The organism is Kutzneria sp. 744 (assembly GCF_000568255.1).
In the GTDB taxonomy this organism is placed as follows: Bacteria; Actinomycetota; Actinomycetes; order Mycobacteriales; family Pseudonocardiaceae; genus Kutzneria.
The window spans coordinates 6,497,297-6,512,243 of sequence record NZ_KK037166.1 but is presented as its reverse complement, the minus strand read 5'-3'; the positions used below and the strand labels follow the sequence as shown (position 1 = coordinate 6,512,243).

General features: G+C 70.5%; 20 protein-coding genes and 1 pseudogene. 8 read left to right on the top strand and 13 right to left on the bottom strand.

The window, feature by feature from the left end; genetic code table 11:
* Positions 1–15: 15 nt before the first annotated feature.
* The 4 genes and pseudogenes from KUTG_RS29610 (at position 16) to KUTG_RS29595 (ending at position 4,032) form a co-directional block, all read left to right on the top strand.
* A pseudogene (locus KUTG_RS29610) lies at positions 16–929 on the top strand (1,4-dihydroxy-2-naphthoyl-CoA synthase).
* A complete protein-coding gene (gene menE / locus KUTG_RS29605) occupies positions 929–2,065 on the top strand; it encodes an o-succinylbenzoate--CoA ligase (protein WP_043721373.1) in 1,137 nt (378 codons plus the stop codon). Before KUTG_RS29610 ends, menE begins: the two are co-directional and overlap by 1 nt.
* Before the next feature lie 92 nt (positions 2,066–2,157).
* On the top strand, positions 2,158–3,120 hold the full coding sequence (locus KUTG_RS29600) for a hypothetical protein (RefSeq protein ID WP_052395562.1): 963 nt from the start codon (positions 2,158–2,160) through the stop codon (positions 3,118–3,120).
* 33 nt (positions 3,121–3,153) lie between these two features.
* Positions 3,154–4,032 (top strand): 1,4-dihydroxy-2-naphthoate polyprenyltransferase, encoded by an 879-nt coding sequence (locus KUTG_RS29595; RefSeq protein WP_043731066.1) that lies wholly within the window; start codon positions 3,154–3,156, stop codon positions 4,030–4,032.
* A gap of 109 nt (positions 4,033–4,141) precedes the next feature.
* Here KUTG_RS29595 and KUTG_RS29590 read toward each other — a convergent pair whose 3' ends face one another.
* Genes KUTG_RS29590 through KUTG_RS29580 form a run of 3 tightly spaced genes read right to left on the bottom strand, consistent with a single transcriptional unit; the run spans position 4,142 to position 6,745 of the window.
* A complete protein-coding gene (locus KUTG_RS29590) occupies positions 4,142–5,098 on the bottom strand; it encodes a Gfo/Idh/MocA family protein (RefSeq protein ID WP_232241028.1) in 957 nt (318 codons plus the stop codon).
* Between the two features lie 16 nt (positions 5,099–5,114).
* Complete coding sequence (locus KUTG_RS29585) at positions 5,115–5,777, bottom strand: DUF899 family protein (protein ID WP_043721371.1); 663 nt, start codon at positions 5,775–5,777, stop codon at positions 5,115–5,117.
* Positions 5,777–6,745 carry a TIGR03086 family metal-binding protein gene (locus KUTG_RS29580; RefSeq protein ID WP_043721368.1) on the bottom strand — a complete coding sequence of 323 codons (969 nt, stop codon included), beginning with the start codon at positions 6,743–6,745 and terminating at the stop codon, positions 5,777–5,779. The genes KUTG_RS29585 and KUTG_RS29580 overlap by 1 nt, the downstream gene beginning before the upstream one ends.
* A 93-nt stretch (positions 6,746–6,838) precedes the next feature.
* On the opposite strand from KUTG_RS29580, the gene KUTG_RS29575 reads away from it, so the two are divergent.
* Together KUTG_RS29575 and KUTG_RS29570 are read left to right on the top strand one after the other, a co-directional pair.
* The gene (locus KUTG_RS29575; RefSeq protein ID WP_043721366.1) at positions 6,839–7,165 is read left to right on the top strand and encodes an ArsR/SmtB family transcription factor; all 327 of its coding nucleotides are present in this window, start codon (positions 6,839–6,841) and stop codon (positions 7,163–7,165) included.
* Entirely contained in the window at positions 7,162–7,617 is a 456-nt protein-coding gene (locus tag KUTG_RS29570; protein WP_043721364.1) for an SRPBCC family protein, read from the top strand. The genes KUTG_RS29575 and KUTG_RS29570 overlap by 4 nt, the downstream gene beginning before the upstream one ends.
* Positions 7,618–7,625: 8 nt before the next feature.
* Here the strand turns inward: KUTG_RS29570 and KUTG_RS65725 are convergent, their stop codons facing one another.
* The 4 genes from KUTG_RS65725 to KUTG_RS29550 are packed head-to-tail and all read right to left on the bottom strand — an operon-like array spanning position 7,626 to position 9,718.
* Positions 7,626–7,868: a type II toxin-antitoxin system PemK/MazF family toxin gene (locus KUTG_RS65725; protein WP_084579948.1), complete on the bottom strand. Its 243-nt coding sequence runs from the start codon at positions 7,866–7,868 to the stop codon at positions 7,626–7,628.
* Positions 7,869–7,908: 40 nt separating this feature from the next.
* Complete coding sequence (locus KUTG_RS29560) at positions 7,909–8,985, bottom strand: L-cysteine desulfhydrase Cds1 (protein WP_043721361.1); 1,077 nt, start codon at positions 8,983–8,985, stop codon at positions 7,909–7,911.
* Positions 8,982–9,239 carry a DUF4229 domain-containing protein gene (locus KUTG_RS29555; RefSeq protein ID WP_043721359.1) on the bottom strand — a complete coding sequence of 86 codons (258 nt, stop codon included), beginning with the start codon at positions 9,237–9,239 and terminating at the stop codon, positions 8,982–8,984. Before KUTG_RS29555 ends, KUTG_RS29560 begins: the two co-directional genes overlap by 4 nt.
* An 11-nt stretch (positions 9,240–9,250) precedes the next feature.
* Complete coding sequence (locus KUTG_RS29550; RefSeq protein WP_043721357.1) at positions 9,251–9,718, bottom strand: Lrp/AsnC family transcriptional regulator; 468 nt, start codon at positions 9,716–9,718, stop codon at positions 9,251–9,253.
* 239 nt (positions 9,719–9,957) lie between these two features.
* Here KUTG_RS29550 and KUTG_RS29545 point away from each other — a divergent pair, with 239 nt between their 5' ends.
* A complete protein-coding gene (locus KUTG_RS29545; protein ID WP_043721356.1) occupies positions 9,958–10,191 on the top strand; it encodes a BldC family transcriptional regulator in 234 nt (77 codons plus the stop codon).
* A gap of 62 nt (positions 10,192–10,253) precedes the next feature.
* A complete protein-coding gene (locus tag KUTG_RS29540) occupies positions 10,254–10,445 on the top strand; it encodes a hypothetical protein (RefSeq protein ID WP_043721353.1) in 192 nt (63 codons plus the stop codon).
* Here the strand turns inward: KUTG_RS29540 and KUTG_RS29535 are convergent.
* The 6 genes from KUTG_RS29535 to KUTG_RS29520 form a co-directional block, all read right to left on the bottom strand.
* The gene (locus KUTG_RS29535; protein WP_043721351.1) at positions 10,415–10,690 is read right to left on the bottom strand and encodes a hypothetical protein; all 276 of its coding nucleotides are present in this window, start codon (positions 10,688–10,690) and stop codon (positions 10,415–10,417) included. The genes KUTG_RS29540 and KUTG_RS29535 overlap by 31 nt on opposite strands.
* Positions 10,691–10,692: 2 nt before the next feature.
* On the bottom strand, positions 10,693–10,833 hold the full coding sequence (locus tag KUTG_RS56765) for a low temperature requirement protein A (RefSeq protein ID WP_084579946.1): 141 nt from the start codon (positions 10,831–10,833) through the stop codon (positions 10,693–10,695).
* Entirely contained in the window at positions 10,784–11,014 is a 231-nt protein-coding gene (locus KUTG_RS59145) for a low temperature requirement protein A (protein ID WP_157494852.1), read from the bottom strand. Before KUTG_RS59145 ends, KUTG_RS56765 begins: the two co-directional genes overlap by 50 nt.
* Positions 11,015–11,091: 77 nt before the next feature.
* Entirely contained in the window at positions 11,092–12,345 is a 1,254-nt protein-coding gene (locus tag KUTG_RS29530) for a MinD/ParA family ATP-binding protein (RefSeq protein ID WP_052395561.1), read from the bottom strand.
* Positions 12,346–12,432: 87 nt separating this feature from the next.
* Positions 12,433–13,392: a c-type cytochrome biogenesis protein CcsB gene (ccsB, locus tag KUTG_RS29525; RefSeq protein WP_043721348.1), complete on the bottom strand. Its 960-nt coding sequence runs from the start codon at positions 13,390–13,392 to the stop codon at positions 12,433–12,435.
* Positions 13,392–14,885, bottom strand: coding sequence for a cytochrome c biogenesis protein ResB (locus tag KUTG_RS29520; protein ID WP_052396708.1), 1,494 nt, complete (start codon positions 14,883–14,885; stop codon positions 13,392–13,394). Before KUTG_RS29520 ends, ccsB begins: the two co-directional genes overlap by 1 nt.
* Between the last annotated feature and the right edge of the window lie 62 nt (positions 14,886–14,947).

Sequence of the window (14,947 nt, the reverse complement as noted above, 5' to 3'; positions counted from 1 at the left end):
CCTATTCTCCCAGGTGTGCCTGATGAACACGTGTCCGACTTGTTCGACCCGAGCGCGTGGCGCGCCGTCGACGGCTTCACCTTCACCGACATCACCTATCACCGCGCCGTGGACCAGGGAACGGTCCGCATCGCGTTCAACCGGCCCGAGGTGCGCAACGCCTTCCGGCCGCACACCGTGGACGAGCTCTACGTCGCGCTGGACCACGCCCGGATGTCCTCCGACGTCGGCTGCGTGCTGATCACCGGCAACGGACCGTCTCCCAAGGACGGCGGCTGGGCGTTCTGCTCCGGCGGCGACCAGCGCATCCGCGGCCGCGACGGCTACCAGTACGCGACCGGCGACACCGCCGACACCGTGGACCGCGCCCGCGCCGGCCGGCTGCACATCCTGGAGTGCCAGCGGCTGATCCGGTTCATGCCCAAGGTCGTCATCGCCGTGGTCCCCCGGCTGGGCCGCCGGCGGCGGGCACAGCCTGCACGTGGTGTGCGATCTCACCCTGGCCAGCCCCGAGCACGCCCGCTTCAAGCAGACCGAAAAAAGACGTCGGCAGCTTCGACGCCGGCTACGGCTCGGCCTATCTGGCCCGCCAGACCGGCCAGAAGTTCGCCCGCGAGATCTTCTTCCTCGGCCGCCCCTACACCGCCGAGCAGGCCCACCAGATGGGCATGGTCAACGCGGTAGTGCCGCACGAGGACCTGGAGAAGACCGCGCTGGAGTGGGCCCGCGAGGTCAACGGCAAGTCCCCGACCGCGCAGCGCATGCTCAAGTACGCGTTCAACATGATCGACGACGGCCTGGTCGGCCAGCAGATCTTCGCCGGCGAGACCACGCGCCTGGCCTACATGACCGACGAAGCCGTCGAGGGCCGCAACGCCTTCCTGGAGAAGCGCGACCCCGACTGGTCCGACTACCCGTACTACTTCTGATGCCTCGCGAGCTGCGGGTCCTGCCCGTCCCGACCCGGCCGGCCGAGGTGCTGGCGCTGCTGCCGGCCCTGGCGGCGGCGCTGGCCGGCGACGGCCCGGCGCTGCTGCCGGTCACCGACCAGGAGCCTGGTCTGCCGGCGGCGCTGGAGGTGGACCGGCCGGTGGACGACCGGATCGCGCTGGTCATCGGCACGTCGGGGTCGACGGGGGCACCGAAGGGCGCTCTGCTGTCGTCCGACGCCATCAAGGCCTCCGCCATGGCCACCCACGCCCGTCTGGGCGGGCCAGGCACATGGCTGCTGGCGATGTCGGCACGGTACGTCGGCGGCCTTCAGGTGCTGATCCGCTCGCTGCTCGCGGGCACGGAGCCGGTCGTGGACGACCTGACGGACGGTTTCCGTGCGGAGAGCTTCACCAAGGCGGCGTTCGCAGCGCTGGAGGCACCGGGGCGGCACTACACCGCCCTGGTGCCGACCCAGTTGACCCGGCTGATGGCCGAGGGCGGCGCCCTCGAGGCGCTCCGGGGCTTCGACGCGATCGTCATGGGCGGGGCGGCCATGCCCGAGGACCTGCTTCGGGGCTGCCGAGAGGAAGGCGTCAACGCCGTTCCCTCGTACGGCATGAGCGAGACGGCCAGCGGCTGCGTGTACGACGGCGTGCCGCTGGACGGCGTCGAGATCCGGCTGAGCGATGGTCGCATCGACATCAGGGGGCCGATGCTGGCCGACGGCTATCGCAACTTCGACGGCGAGTCCCCGTTCGTGGACGGCTGGTTCCGCACCAGCGACCTCGGCCGTTGGACCGACGACGGCCGTCTCGAGGTGATCGGCCGGATCGACGACGTGATCAACACCGGCGGCGTGAAAATCGCTCCGCTGCTGGTGGAACGGGCCCTGACGGCGGTCGTGGGCGTCACCGATGCCTGCGTGGTCGGCCTGCCACACCCGGAATGGGGCCAGATCGTCGCCGCCGCGGTGGTCGCCGACGGAGAGCCGAGCGAACAGCAGCTGCGCGAGGCCGTCCGGGCCCGGGCCGGTCGCGCGGCGGTGCCGAAGGTGATCCGGTTCCTGCCGGCGCTGCCGCTGCTGGGCCCGGGCAAGGTGGACCGAGCAGCCCTCAGGAAGGCACTCGGCTGACCGGCAGACGTGACCGATGACGTTGTGAGCAATTCACGGGCACATCGCCGTACCACGTTGAGTAGTCACGAAGTCACCGATTCCCTCGGTGCATGCGAACAACACCCCTGCTGCTGGCGGCGGCCGCCGCCCTCACGCTGGCGGCGACGGCCCCGGCCACCGCCGCGACGAGCACCACCTGGACGGCCGATCTGGCGTCGCACAACGAGGACAACAGCAACATCGCCAACGCCGACGGCCTGGTCCGCCTGGCCGGCGGCCCGGCCCACGCCGCGACCGACCAGCTGGACCTGGAGACCGGCATCATCATGTTCGACCCGCGGCAGCTGCCGGCGAAGTCGAACACCGTCTCGGCCACTGTGGACGCCACCGTGCCGGCCGACTCGGAGCTGGCGGTCGACGTGCGCGGCCTGCGCGCGGACGGCCAGTGGACCGAGTGGACGGAGGCGACCCCGGACGCACCGGCCGTGTTGCCCGAGGCCAGCGCGACCGTGCAGGCCCGAATGATGCTCACCGCCCCCGCCGGCTCGACCGGCCTGGAGGCGCGCAAGCTGACGCTGACGGCCGGCACCGCCATGACGCCCATGGTCGCCCCGCTGGCGTCGCGGTCGTACAAGGTGTACGCGACCCGCGAGGGCCTGGTCGGCAGCACCACGGCCAACGGCCACAAGATCAAGTCGCGGGACCACTTCGTCGCCCTGCCATCCGGAAAGTCCTTGTCCCCCAACGGGAAGAAGACGTACCAGGTGAAGGTGTGCGCGGCCAACGGCCGCTGCGAGACGGCCCCGGTGTGGGACGTCGGCCCCTGGAACACCAAGGACGACTACTGGAAACCCGAAGGCCAGCCGGCAGTCCTGGAAGGACCTGCCGCAGGGCAAGCCCGAGGCGCAGGCGGCGTACCAGAGCGGCTACAACGGCGGCAAGGACCAGTTCGGCCGCAAGGTCTCCAACCCGGCCGGCATCGACCTGGCCGACGGCACCTTCCTCGACGGCCTCAAGCTCACCGACAACGCCTGGGTGACCGTCACCTACCTGTGGACATAGGCCCTGGTTGACGGGCGGCCGTGGCCGTGTCGGAAGATGACGGCATGGCCACGGTCGCACAGTGGATCGAGGGTGCCCGACCGCGCACCCTGCCCAACGCCATCGCCCCGGTGCTGGTGGGCAACGGCGCCGCGCTCGCGCTCGGCGCGTTCGACGTGACGAGGGGCGTGCTGACGCTGGTCGTCGCGCTGGCCCTGATCATCGGCGTGAACTTCGCCAACGACTACTCCGACGGCGTGCGGGGCACCGACGACGTGCGGGTCGGCCCGCTGCGGCTGGTCGGGTCCAAGGTCGCCAAGCCCCAGACGGTGCGCCTGGCGGCGTTCGTCTGCTTCGGCGTGGCGGCGGTCGCCGGCCTGGCCGTGACCGTGCTGAGCGGCTCGTACTGGCTGATCGCGGTCGGGGCGCTGTGCATCGCGGCGGCCTGGTTCTACACCGGCGGCAAGCGCCCCTACGGCTACGCCGGCCTCGGCGAGGTCGCGGTGTTCATCTGCTTCGGCCTGATCGCCGTGCTCGGCACGCTGTACGTGCAGGCCGGGCAGTTCAGCGGCTACGGCATCGGCGGGGCGGTGGCCATCGGCTGCTTCTCCAGCGCCGTGCTGGTGGCCAACAACCTGCGGGACATCCCCACCGACACCGAGTCCGGCAAGCGCACGCTGGCCGTGCTGATCGGCGACCGGGACACCCGCAACCTGTACCTGGGCCTGATCCTGGTGCCGTTCCTGGTCAGCATCGTCGGCAGCCTGCGCGACGGCTACCTGCTGCTGGGCTTCCTGGCCCTGCCGCTGCTGCTGACCAGCTCCCGCAAGATGATCAAGGGCGCCAGCGGCAAGGCCCTCATCCCGGTGCTGCGGGACACGGGCCTGGCCATGCTGGTGTGGGCCGTCGCCACCGCCGCCGGCCTCGCCCTCGGAGGCTCCTGACCCACCCCGGCCCTCCCCTCCCTCCCCCTCCCCTTTCTTTGACGACACATGTGGACCACATTCGACTCTGGAAGTCGAATGTGGTCCACATGTGGCAAGAAAGTGGGGGTTAAGCCTGGGCCAGGACGGTGTCCATGGTCTCCATGATGGAGATCGTCTCGTCCAGGGGCATGAGGGGGCTTTCGGTGTCGCCGGCGGCCAGGCGCAGCGCCACCTCGTCGGCCTCGTGGCGCAGGCCGCTGCCCTCGTGCACGGACTCGAACACCGTGGGCTCGCCGTCGCGCGGGGTCAGGGTGACCGTGGCCGGGGCGTAGAAGGGGCCGTCGATCTCGATCCGGCCGTCGGTGCCGACGATGGCCGCCCGGGTCGGGCTCTTGGCCCGCAGGGTGCAGGTCAGCACGGCCTGCGCGCCGCTGCCGTAGCCGAGGATCATCGAGGTCTGGCCGTCGACGCCGGTGAAGGCCGGGTCGACCATGGACACGATCTTGCTGGGCGCGCCGAGCACCATGGACGCGAAGGACACCACGTACACGCCCAGGTCCAGCAGCGCGCCGCCGCCCAGCGCGGGCGCGAACAGCCGGTGCTCGGCGTCCTCGGCGAACCACTGCCCGTGATCGGCGGTGACGGTGACGACGTCACCGATGCCGCCGATCAGCTCGCGGACGTGCCGAATGCCGGGCAGGAACCGCGTCCACATCGCCTCCATGAGGAAGACGTTGTTGTCCCGGGCCACTTTCACCAGCTCGCGGGCCTCGCCGGCGTTCATGGTGAACGGCTTCTCCACCAGGACCGGCTTGCCCGCGCGCAGGGCCAGCAGCGCGTTGGGGTGGTGCAGCGGGTGCGGCGTGGCGACGTAGACGGCGTCGACGTCGGGGTCGGCGGCCAGGTCCTCGTAGCTGGCGTGCCGGCGCTCGATGCCGATCGCGTCGGCGAACCGGTCGGCCGAGGCCTGGCTGCGCGAGCCGACGGCCACGACCGTGCCGGAGTCGGTCAGCTTCAGGTCGGTCGCGAACGCCCCCGCGATCCCGCCCGTGCCCATGATTCCCCACCGCACCGGATTGCTCACCGCGCGTGTCCTCGTCTCAGGTTCGGTTCCCGCTGACGAGTCGACCGTAGTCGAGACCGGCATACCAGTCGCCACGGCCGGATGGCGTCAGGTCGAGCAGCTGCCAAACCGGGGCGTACAGGTCGATGCCACGCTCCTGGATGTCCTCCCCCATGCGCGGCCGGGTCGTGTAGTGGTGCCGGATCTCGCCCTCGCCGTCACGGGCGAACACGGAGATGGTGGAGTCCTGGTTGCCGTCCTCGTCCTCGCTGCGCAGATCGCGCTTGAACGTGTTGTCACCGCAGGAAAGCAGCCGCAGCTGGTCCCAGCCGCGCTCACGTCCGAAGCGCTGGAGCTCATCCGGCTCGGCCGCGGCGACGACCGCGAAGTCGGCGTTGCGGGCGATGTGGTGGGCGACGCCGTTGAAGCCGTCGAGCCACATCGTGCACATCGGACAGGGCGTGGTCTGCTTCTTGCCGTACATCAGGTGATAGACGATCAACGGCCGGTCGGTGACGAGGTCGCCCAGCGTCACGGCGCCGTTGTCGAAGGCGTAGTTCGGCATCACGGGCCCGGGCGGGAGGTCGCGGCGCTGCTGGGCGACGCGTTCCCGTTGTCGCATCAGGTCTATCTCGGCGAGCCGCAGTTCCTCGCGGGCCTTGAGGTACTCGGCGGACTCGGCCAGGTTCGTGTACTCCATCAGGCCGCCCTTCCGGTATAGGCGATGAGCTTCTCGAGGGTGCCCGCATCGGGGCCGACGGGAACCTCGGCGGCGAACTGGTCGCCGTCGCGCATCTGCGGCGCGATCAGGGTGCCGGCCAGCTCCCGGACGTAGGCGCTGAGCTTGTCGTCGGCGGCGATGGCCACGCCGGTCGCGGTGGCGAAATCCCAGGCGTGCACGAGAAGTTCGACCGACAGGATGGACGCCCCCAGCTCCGCCGGGATCTCGCCGACGCGGCTGGTGACCATGCCGTCGAGGCCCCGAGCCCGCCACGCCTCGGTCGCGCGCAGGCCGGCGTCGGCGACCCGCTCCTCGGGCGTGCCGACGGTGCTGGCCTCGAACGTGCGCCCGGCCATGCCCCCGAGGGTGACAAGCGAACCGAGCAGGTGGTCGAGCAGGTCGTCCACGGTGAACTTCGCGCACGGCGTCTGGTCGGTGCCGTGGTCGGTGCCGATGGCCCGCAGCACACGGAGGCAGACCGCCAGCGACGCCTCGGCCGCGTCGAGCCTGCTCTCCTCGCTCATCGCCGAGAACTCGTCGGGGCCGGCGTCGCCGGTCGTGGTCACACCCTTGAGACGCTGGAGGAAGTGCTCCCAGCCCTCGGTATGGCCCTTGGCCTGCGCGTCGGACGGCAGGCCCTCGTGCACGAGCCGAACCGTTGCCCCGTCGGCATTCGGCTCGACCGTGAGCTCCACAGTGGACGAACCGGGCGGCACCTCCTCGTTGTTCTCCCAGCCCCAGGTGGAGGCCAGCCGGCCCGGCTCGATCGCCGTGAAGGCGCCCAGCGCGGTGTGGCCGGGGGCGATCAGCCAGCGAAACTCGCCGCCGACCCGCGGGTCCGTGCGGCCGGCGATGATCTGCCACCGGCGCAGCCGGGCCGGCTCGGTCAGCCAGGCGTAGGTCTCCTCGGCGCTCGTCGGCACCTGCACGCTCACGTCCACGGTCATCTCGGGCTCCTCCGTCGAATCTATTTTAGCCGTGGCTAAAGTTAGCCCCGACGGGCACTGTCCGCAAGCTTTAGTCGGCGCTAAACTGCCGACGTGGACGCGCTGCACGCGGTGGCCGAACCCCGCCGGAGGGAGATCCTGCGCCTGGTATGGGACGCCGAGCGCTCGGCCGGCGACGTCGCCGCGCACTTCGACGTGACGTTCGGCGCCGTGTCGCAGCACCTCGCCGTGCTGCGCAAGGCCGGGCTGGTCAGCGTGCGCAAGGACGGCAACCGGCGGCTCTACCGCGCCGACCGCGCCGCGCTCGGGCCGCTGGCCGCGTGGCTGGAGTCGATGTGGACCGCTGAGCTGGACACCCTCGCCGCTCTGGCCGAACAGGTCGAGCGGGACAACGCCGAACAGGAGGGACGGTCGGCATGACCGAGCCGTCGACGCAGGCCCCGGAACTGGTCGTGGAGCGGCGCATCAACGCCCTGCCGCCGACCGTGTTCTCGTTCTTCACCGACGCCGACCGCTGGCTGCTGTGGCAGGGCGAGGAGGCCGAGATCGATCCGCGGCCCGGCGGCGTGTTCCGAATGAACGTGCGCGAGGGCAACGTGGCCTCCGGCCGCTTCGTCGCCGTCGAGCCCTACCACCGCATCGCCTTCACCTGGGGCTGGGAGACACCCGGCAACCCCGTGCCACCCGGTTCGTCCACTGTGGACATCACCCTGCGGCCGGACGGCGCCGCCACCGTGCTGACCCTCACCCACCGCGGCCTGCCGCTGGAGCTGTTCCAGTCCCACGGCATCGGCTGGAACCACTACCTGGACCGCCTGCTCGTCCGCGCCGAGGGCGGCGACCCCGGCCCCGACGAAGGCGCGGAGGAGTAGCTCAGGCCCTACAGCGCGAGATGCAGCCGAAGGGCCTCGTCCACCTGCTTCAGCATCTCGGCGGGAAGCTCCCCGATCCGGCCGCGCAGTCGATCCGTCGACACCGCGCGCACCTGTTCGGCCTGCGCCTTGGAGTCACTCCGGCAGATCGGCAGGGCCGTCAGCGACGGCAGCCTCCCAGATGTCGCACTCCCCTTCTTCCCACGCCAGCAGATACGCCTCCGCGAGGCTGGCGTCGCGTCGCGACGCAATCGCTTCGTGAATGGCCGCCGAGTGTGAGGGCAGCATGGGTCAGGCGACCCAGTCGCCGGTGGCGAAGAACTTCTCCAGGGTCTGGGTGTGGGGGCGCAGGTCGAGGCCCTGGGCGGCGACCCAGGCGTCGTCGTAGTAGGTGTTCTCGTAGCGCTCGCCGCCGTCGCAGAGCAGGGAGACGACGCTGCCGGCGCGGTCGTGGCGGCGCATGCCGGCGATGATCTGGAAGGCGCCCCACAGGTTGGTGCCGGTGGAGCCGCCGACCTTGCGGCCGAGCAGGTCGCGCACGTAGCGGATGGTGGCGATGGAGGCGGCGTCCGGGACCTTGATCATGTGGTCGATGACGTCGCCGACGAAGGAGGGCTCGACGCGGGGACGGCCGATGCCCTCGATGCGCGAGCCCTTGCAGCCGGTCAGTGTGGGCGAGACGGACTGCCAGGCGTCGTAGAACACCGAGATCTCGGGGTCGACGACGGCCAGGCGGGTGCTCAGCCGGCGGTAGCGCACGTAGCGGCCGATGGTGGCGCTGGTGCCGCCGGTGCCGGCGCCGACGACCACCCAGGCCGGCTCGGGGTGCTGCTCGGAGGCCATCTGGTCGAAGATCGACTCGGCGATGTTGTTGTTGCCCCGCCAGTCGGTGGCCCGCTCGGCATGGGTGAACTGGTCCATGTAGTGGCCGCTGAGCTCGCCGGCCAGCCGCCGGGACTCGTCGTAGATGGCACCGGGCTCGTCGACGAAGTGGCAGGTGCCGCCCTGGCGCTCGATGAGGGTGATCTTCTCCCGGCTGGTGGACCGGGGCATGACCGCGATGAACGGCAGGCCGAGCAGGCGGGCGAAATAGGCCTCGGAGACGGCGGTCGAGCCGGACGACGCCTCGATCACCGGTGTGCCCTTGGTCACCCAACCGTTGCAGATGGCGTACAGGAACAGCGATCGGGCCAGGCGGTGCTTGAGAGAACCGGTCGGGTGAGTTGACTCGTCCTTGAGATAGAGGTCCACGCCCCACTCCCGCGGCAGCGGGAAGGCCAGAAGGTGCGTGTCGGCGCTGCGGTTGGCGTCGGCCTCGATGATGCGGACGGCCTCACGGACCCAACATCGGGTGGCGTCGACGCTCATTCGGACGCCTCCCCGCGCAGCTCGGCGCGCATCTTCAGGCGCTCGGCCCGGCGCTCGGTGAGCGCGGCGGCGATGCGCGCGTTCAGCGGCCGCAGCAGCACCATGGACAGCGGCCAGGCCAGCACGAGCCCGACCGCGAGGGCGATGAGCAGCGGCACATGGGCGAGCGTGAGCAGGAACGCGATCACCACGAGCAGCCCGATCCGGGCCCCCGTGTACAGCGCGATGTCACGGCCGAAAGTGCTGGTCTCCACGGCTGCCCAGGCTACTCGGCCCAGGCACCGAGCTCCTCGGGGCTGTTGGGCCTGCCCTCGAAGCGGGTGGACAGCACCACCGTGGTGTTGGTCCGGGCCACGCCGTCGATCTTGCGCAGCCGGCGCAGCGCCCGCTCCAGGTCGTCGACGGTCGCCACCCGGACCTTGACCACGAAGGCCTCGTCGCCGGCCACCGCGTAGCAGGACTCGACCTCGGGCAGCCGGGCCAGCGCGGCCGCCACCTCGTCGTCGTCGCCGGTGTCGGACACGTGGATGCCGACCAGCGAGGTCACGTCCAGGCCGACCAGCCGCGGGTCGACGACCGCGTGGTAGCCGGTGATCACGCCGGAGGACTCCAGCTTGCCGACCCGCTCGTGCACGGCGGAGGCGGACAGGCCGACCTGGCGGCCGAGGTCGGCGTAGGTCGCCCGCCCGTTGGCCCGCAGGGCGGCGATGATCTGACGATCCAGGGCGTCCATCCGAGAATCCTAGGACTTCACGGAGCCCGCACCTGGACCGGCGTAGAACGGGTGATCATTGGTGCACGGCCCGCCACGCCCCTGTCGGGGGCGCCTGTGCAAACGTATGCACCGCTGCCCACTTTTGTACCTTTTGGGCCTTACTACCTCTTTACCTCCACCCAAGCGTTCGAGTACCCGCAGGGTGAGATGCCACGATGCGACCGGAACGCCCGAACCAAGCGACTGGGAGGTCGAGAGTGACCGCGACCGTGCCGCACCCCCGCCAGCACGCCGGAGAGCGCCTGCTCACCCCCGGCGAGGTGGCCACCCTGTTCCGTGTCGACCCCAAGACCGTCACCCGCTGGGCGACGGCGGGCCGGATCGGCTCCATCCGCACCCCCGGCGGCCACCGGCGATTCCGCGAGTCCGAGGTGAAGACCCTGCTCGCCGAGCTGACCACCGAGGCGACGGAGCCGGTGCGTAACGCCTGAGCGGCACACCCCGAACCAACTGTTCACGAGATAGTCTCGGAGCAGTTGACCGGAGGTGCCGCATGGTCTACCTGCTCGCGGTGATCGGCGCGATAGCCGTGGCCTATCTGCTCTGGCGCGCATTCGGCTCCGACCGGGTGCACGTCGGCAGCAAGGCCAAGCGCGGTGTCGGGCCCGATGACGACCCCGAGTTCCTGCGCAAGCTGGCCGAGCAGGCCAAGCGTCACCCCGAGGACGGCAACCCGCCAGGCTGACGGCCCAGGTGCTCGGCTGCCACCAGCAGGAGCACCACCGCGGTCAACACGGCGAGCTGGGCGACGGCCGATCCGGTCGCCCCCACCACCGTGCTGGCCGCGGCAAGGACCGCGGCGACGCAGCGGGTCCAGTTCGACCCGAGGTGCAGCACCAGCCGCAGCGGCACGTCGCCAACCAGGTAGAGCGCGACGCCCCCGCCGAGCGCCAGCCCGGCCAGCCTCACGGTGGTCAGCGCCGCCGCCACGATCAGCCCTGGTGTGACGGCGATGCGGCCGCGCCGATGCAGACGGCCACCACGGACTCGCCGAACGCGATGATCAGCACCAGCCCGTGCCGCTCAACGAAGTGTGAAGCCCGCACGGTGACGCCGGTGGGGAACCGGAGCATGCCGTGCCGGCTGCCGGGATCCTGGGCGGTCAGGAAACAGACCGGTGTGCACGAGCACGATCACCAGGTAGGCGACCATGGCCACCACCAGCAGCGCCCGGGTGGAGGTCCTGCGCGGCGGCACGGCGTTGGTCAGCCACGTGTAGGCCCCGCACATCCACCAGATCACGGCCAGCAGCAACGCAGCTCCAGGCTGCTGCCCCGCAGCTGCACCTCCTCGTCGGCCGACGAGGAGGGCTCGGTCATGACCAGCTCAGCTCAGCGCGTGGGGAAGTCGTCGGCGACCGTGGCCGCCAGCTCCAGCAGCGCCAGCCGCGTGTCCGGGCTGAGGCGCTCCAGCTCGATCTCCGCGCCCTCCTCCAGGTGCGGGTCGAACGGGATGCGCACGACCGCGCGGCAGCGGCTGGCGAAGTGCTGGGACAGCTTGTCCAGGTCCACCTTGCCGGCCCGCGGCCGCACCGAGTTGATCACGGCCACGGAGCGCCGGATCAGGTCCCGGTAGCCGTGCGCCTCCAGCCAGTCGATGGTCGCCGACGCGCTGTTGGCGCCGTCCACCGAGCCGGAGGAGACGATCACCAGCGAGTCGGCCAGGTCGAGCACGCCGGCCATGGCCGAGTGCATCAGGCCGGTGCCGCAGTCGGTGAGCACGATGTTGTAGAAGTGCTCCAGCAGGTCGACGACGCGCCGGTAGTCGTCCTCGCTGAACGCCTCCGAGACGGCCGGATCCTGTTCGCTGGCAAGGACTTCCAGCCGGCTCGGGCCCTGTGAGGTGTAGGCCCGCACGTCGCTGTAGCGGGTGATCCGCTTGGCGTCGCGCAGCAGGTGCCGCACGGTGGCGGTGGTCTCCAGCGGGATCTTCTGGCTGAGCGTGCCCCGGTCCGGGTTGGCGTCCACCGCGATCACGCGGTCGCCGCGCAGCGAGGAGAAGGTGGAGCCGAGCGTGGTCGTGGTGGTGGTCTTGCCGACGCCGCCCTTCAGGCTCAGCATCGCGATCTTGTAGCAGCCGCGCTGGGGCTGGTTGATACGGGCGATCAGCTCGCGGCGGCGCACGTCGGCCGGGCTCTCGCCCAGGTTGACCAGCCCGCCGGAGAGCTGGTGCAGGCTGCGACGCCAGCCGGACTGCGGCGGCCGCTTGTTCTGCTTGATCAGCTCCTGCGGGGACAGCGCCTGCTGGCCGGGGCCGGGCTGCTGCCCGTACTGGGGCGGCTGGCCGTACTGCGGCTGCTGGTAACCACCCGGCTGGGCGTAGGGCTGCTGCTGGTAGCCCGGCTGCGGTTGCGGCACGGGCGGCTGCGGCTGCTGGGCCGGGTCCACCGGGTACGGGCCGGACTGGCCGCCGCCGACCGGATAGGGGCCGGACTGGCCGCCACCCACGGGATACGGACCGGACTGACCTCCGCTGACCTGGTACGACCCGGAGGACGACGGGTCTACGGGGTGCGGACCGGACTGGACGGCCTGATCCTGGCCGGGCGCCTTCCAGCCCTCGGACTCATCAAAACGACCGGTCACCGCTGGGGTCCTCCCTGCGCTAGCGGATCGAGACCTCCCCGTCCGTTGACGACGGTAGTAGGCGCGTTCGGCCGGGTCGACACGGGGTCACGCGACCCCGGCGTAGGAGTGCAGGCCCGACGTCACCAGGTTGATGAAGAACAGGTTGAACACCATCGACGCGAAGCCGAGGATGTTGATCACCGCCGCGCGGTTGCCGCGCCAGCCGGCGGTGGCCCGGGCGTGCAGGTAGACGGCGTAGATCACCCAGGCGATGAACGCGCAGGTCTCCTTGGGGTCCCAGCCCCAGAACCGGCCCCACGCCGACTCGGCCCAGATCGCGCCGCAGATGATCGCGAAGGTGAACAGCGGGAAGCCGACCACGGTGACCCGGTAGGCCAGCCGGTCGAGCACCTCGGCCTTGGGCAGCCGGGCGGCGAAGCCGGCGAACCGACCGTTGCGCTCGTACGCGGCGCGGAACAGGTACAGCAGGCTGGCCACGCCGGGCAGCAGCAGCAGGCCGCTGGAGATGGACACCGCGGTGACGTGGATGGCCAGCCAGTACGACTGCAGCGCCGGCTGCACGGGGGCGGCCGGGGTGTAGAGCGCGGTGCCGCCGAGGAACAGCAGCACGACGATCGGCAGCAGCACCCACACGCTCAGGCGGCGGATGTCGAAGCGCTTGGCCAGCACCAGCCAGCCGACCACGGCGAACAGGCAGACAGCCGAGCCGTACTCGTACATGTTGCCCCACGGCACGCGGTCCGTGGCCACACCGCGCAGGATCACCGCGGCGGCGTGCAGCAGGACACCGAGCACGTTGAGGGAAAAACCCATGCGGCCGAAGCGGTCGGCCCGGGGCGAGCGCGTGACGACGACCGACTCGGCCGGGACCTCGACGGCCTCGGCGCTGCCGCCGCCGACCGCGGTCAGCTCGCGCGCGGCCTGCCGCCTGGTCTTGGTCATGGCCTGTTCGACCAGGTAGAACACCATGGCCAGGACGTAGACGACGACCGCGGAGACGTAGCTCCAGTCGCTGTAGCGGGCCAGCGTCTCGTTGACCGGCATCAGGTGTCCCTCTTCTTCCCCGTCAGGAGTTCGGCGGAAAGCCTGGTGAATTCCTCGCCGTACCCGGCCTGGTCCGTGCGGGCCAGGCCTCCGACCTCGACAACCGTACCTTCACCCGAAGGTGTCACCCGCAGCCACAGCCGGCGGCGCTTGATGGCCAGTGAGCCCATCAGGCCGACCAGCATGAGCACCGCGAACACCAGCACGAAGTCCTGGCTGGGGTCGTGCGAGACCTGGAGGCCGACGAACTCCAGCGCCTTGTCGAACTTGATCTTCGTGCCGTCCGGGAGCGCGATCTCCTGGCCCAGCTTGAGGTTCTTCATCGCCTTCTGCACCAGCCGGCCCTGCTCCACCATGGACTGGTCGATGGTGAACAGGTTGTGCGCGTAGCCCGAGTTGTTGCCCAGGTCGCCCTCGTAGACCTGGACCGCGACGGCCGGGTCGTTGGCCCCCGGGTAGATCGACGACATCAGCGTGCCGTCGAAGACCGCGGTCGGCGCGAACAGGCCGGTGATGGCGATCTGGTGCTTGCGCAGCTCGGTCTCGTCGGTGGTGTTCGGCGGGTCGAACGTGGTGGTGCCGCTGGAGAGCATGGTGTTCAGGTCGCTGGGGTTCCACTGGATGGCCTTGGTGCGGGTCTGGCCGTCCGGGAAGGTGACCGTGAACTGCGGGGCGTAGCCGTGGCCGAGCAGGTAGACGCGGTCGCCCGCGGTGCGCAGCGGGTGGTTGGACCGCAGGTCGTAGGGCTCCCACCGGTCCGAGTTCAGGTCGGCGCCGGTCTGGTACTGCACGCCGGTGTCGAAGCTGTTGGCCTGCCCGTCCGGCAGGTAGGTGGCCTTGAAGTCGTTCACCTTGATGCAGAACGGATCCAGCTCGGTGCCGTCGACCTTGAGGCCGGGCGTGAAGCTGTCGTACGCGAACAGGCCGGAGTTGCAGAACTGCGAGCCGTTGGCGATCACCGCGACCTGGCCGGCGTAGCCGAACAGCTTGCCGAAGGCGAAGGCGACGATCAGGCCCAGCAGCGCGAAGTGGAACAGCAGGTTGCCGGTCTCGCGCAGGTAGCCGCGCTCGGCGCTGATCGTGCGGGCGCCGTCGTCCTCCTCGCGCACGACCATGCGCCAGCCCCGCAAGCGCTTGCGGGAGGCCTCGACCACGTCGTCCACCGCGACGTCCACAGTGGACGTGCCGTGGTGCGGCAGCCGGGCCAGGTTGCGAGGGGTGATCACCGGCTGCTGGCGGGCCTGCTTGGCGTACTCGAACATGCGCGGCGTCAGGCAGCCCACGAGCGAGATGAACAGCAGCACGTAGATCGCGGAGAACCAGACGCTGGCGTAGACGTCGTAGAACTGGAGCGTGTCCAGCAGCCGGCCCCACCAGCCGTGCTCCGTGATGTAGTCGCTGACCTTGCCCGCGTTCAGCTGCCGCTGCGGCAGCAGCGCCCCGGGCAGCGCGCCAAGGGCCAGCAGCGCCAGCAGGATCAGCGCCGTGCGCATCGCCGTCAGGCCGCGCCAGGTGTTGCGGAGGTAGGCGAGAGCGTTCGTCACAGCGGCACCGA

What these genes read in the sequence shown, in the direction of transcription:
- menE (WP_043721373.1), top strand. Translation starts at nt 929, where the DNA reads ATGCCTCGCGAGCTGCGGGTCCTGCCCGTCCCGACCCGGCCGGCCGAG.
- KUTG_RS29600 (WP_052395562.1), top strand. Translation starts at nt 2,158, where the DNA reads ATGCGAACAACACCCCTGCTGCTGGCGGCGGCCGCCGCCCTCACGCTG.
- KUTG_RS29595 (WP_043731066.1), top strand. Translation starts at nt 3,154, where the DNA reads ATGGCCACGGTCGCACAGTGGATCGAGGGTGCCCGACCGCGCACCCTG.
- KUTG_RS29585 (WP_043721371.1), bottom strand. Translation starts at nt 5,777, where the DNA reads ATGGAGTACACGAACCTGGCCGAGTCCGCCGAGTACCTCAAGGCCCGC.
- KUTG_RS29580 (WP_043721368.1), bottom strand. Translation starts at nt 6,745, where the DNA reads ATGACCGTGGACGTGAGCGTGCAGGTGCCGACGAGCGCCGAGGAGACC.
- KUTG_RS29570 (WP_043721364.1), top strand. Translation starts at nt 7,162, where the DNA reads ATGACCGAGCCGTCGACGCAGGCCCCGGAACTGGTCGTGGAGCGGCGC.
- KUTG_RS29560 (WP_043721361.1), bottom strand. Translation starts at nt 8,985, where the DNA reads ATGAGCGTCGACGCCACCCGATGTTGGGTCCGTGAGGCCGTCCGCATC.
- KUTG_RS29550 (WP_043721357.1), bottom strand. Translation starts at nt 9,718, where the DNA reads ATGGACGCCCTGGATCGTCAGATCATCGCCGCCCTGCGGGCCAACGGG.
- KUTG_RS29540 (WP_043721353.1), top strand. Translation starts at nt 10,254, where the DNA reads ATGGTCTACCTGCTCGCGGTGATCGGCGCGATAGCCGTGGCCTATCTG.
- KUTG_RS56765 (WP_084579946.1), bottom strand. Translation starts at nt 10,833, where the DNA reads ATGCTCCGGTTCCCCACCGGCGTCACCGTGCGGGCTTCACACTTCGTT.
- ccsB (WP_043721348.1), bottom strand. Translation starts at nt 13,392, where the DNA reads ATGCCGGTCAACGAGACGCTGGCCCGCTACAGCGACTGGAGCTACGTC.
- KUTG_RS29520 (WP_052396708.1), bottom strand. Translation starts at nt 14,885, where the DNA reads ATGCGCACGGCGCTGATCCTGCTGGCGCTGCTGGCCCTTGGCGCGCTG.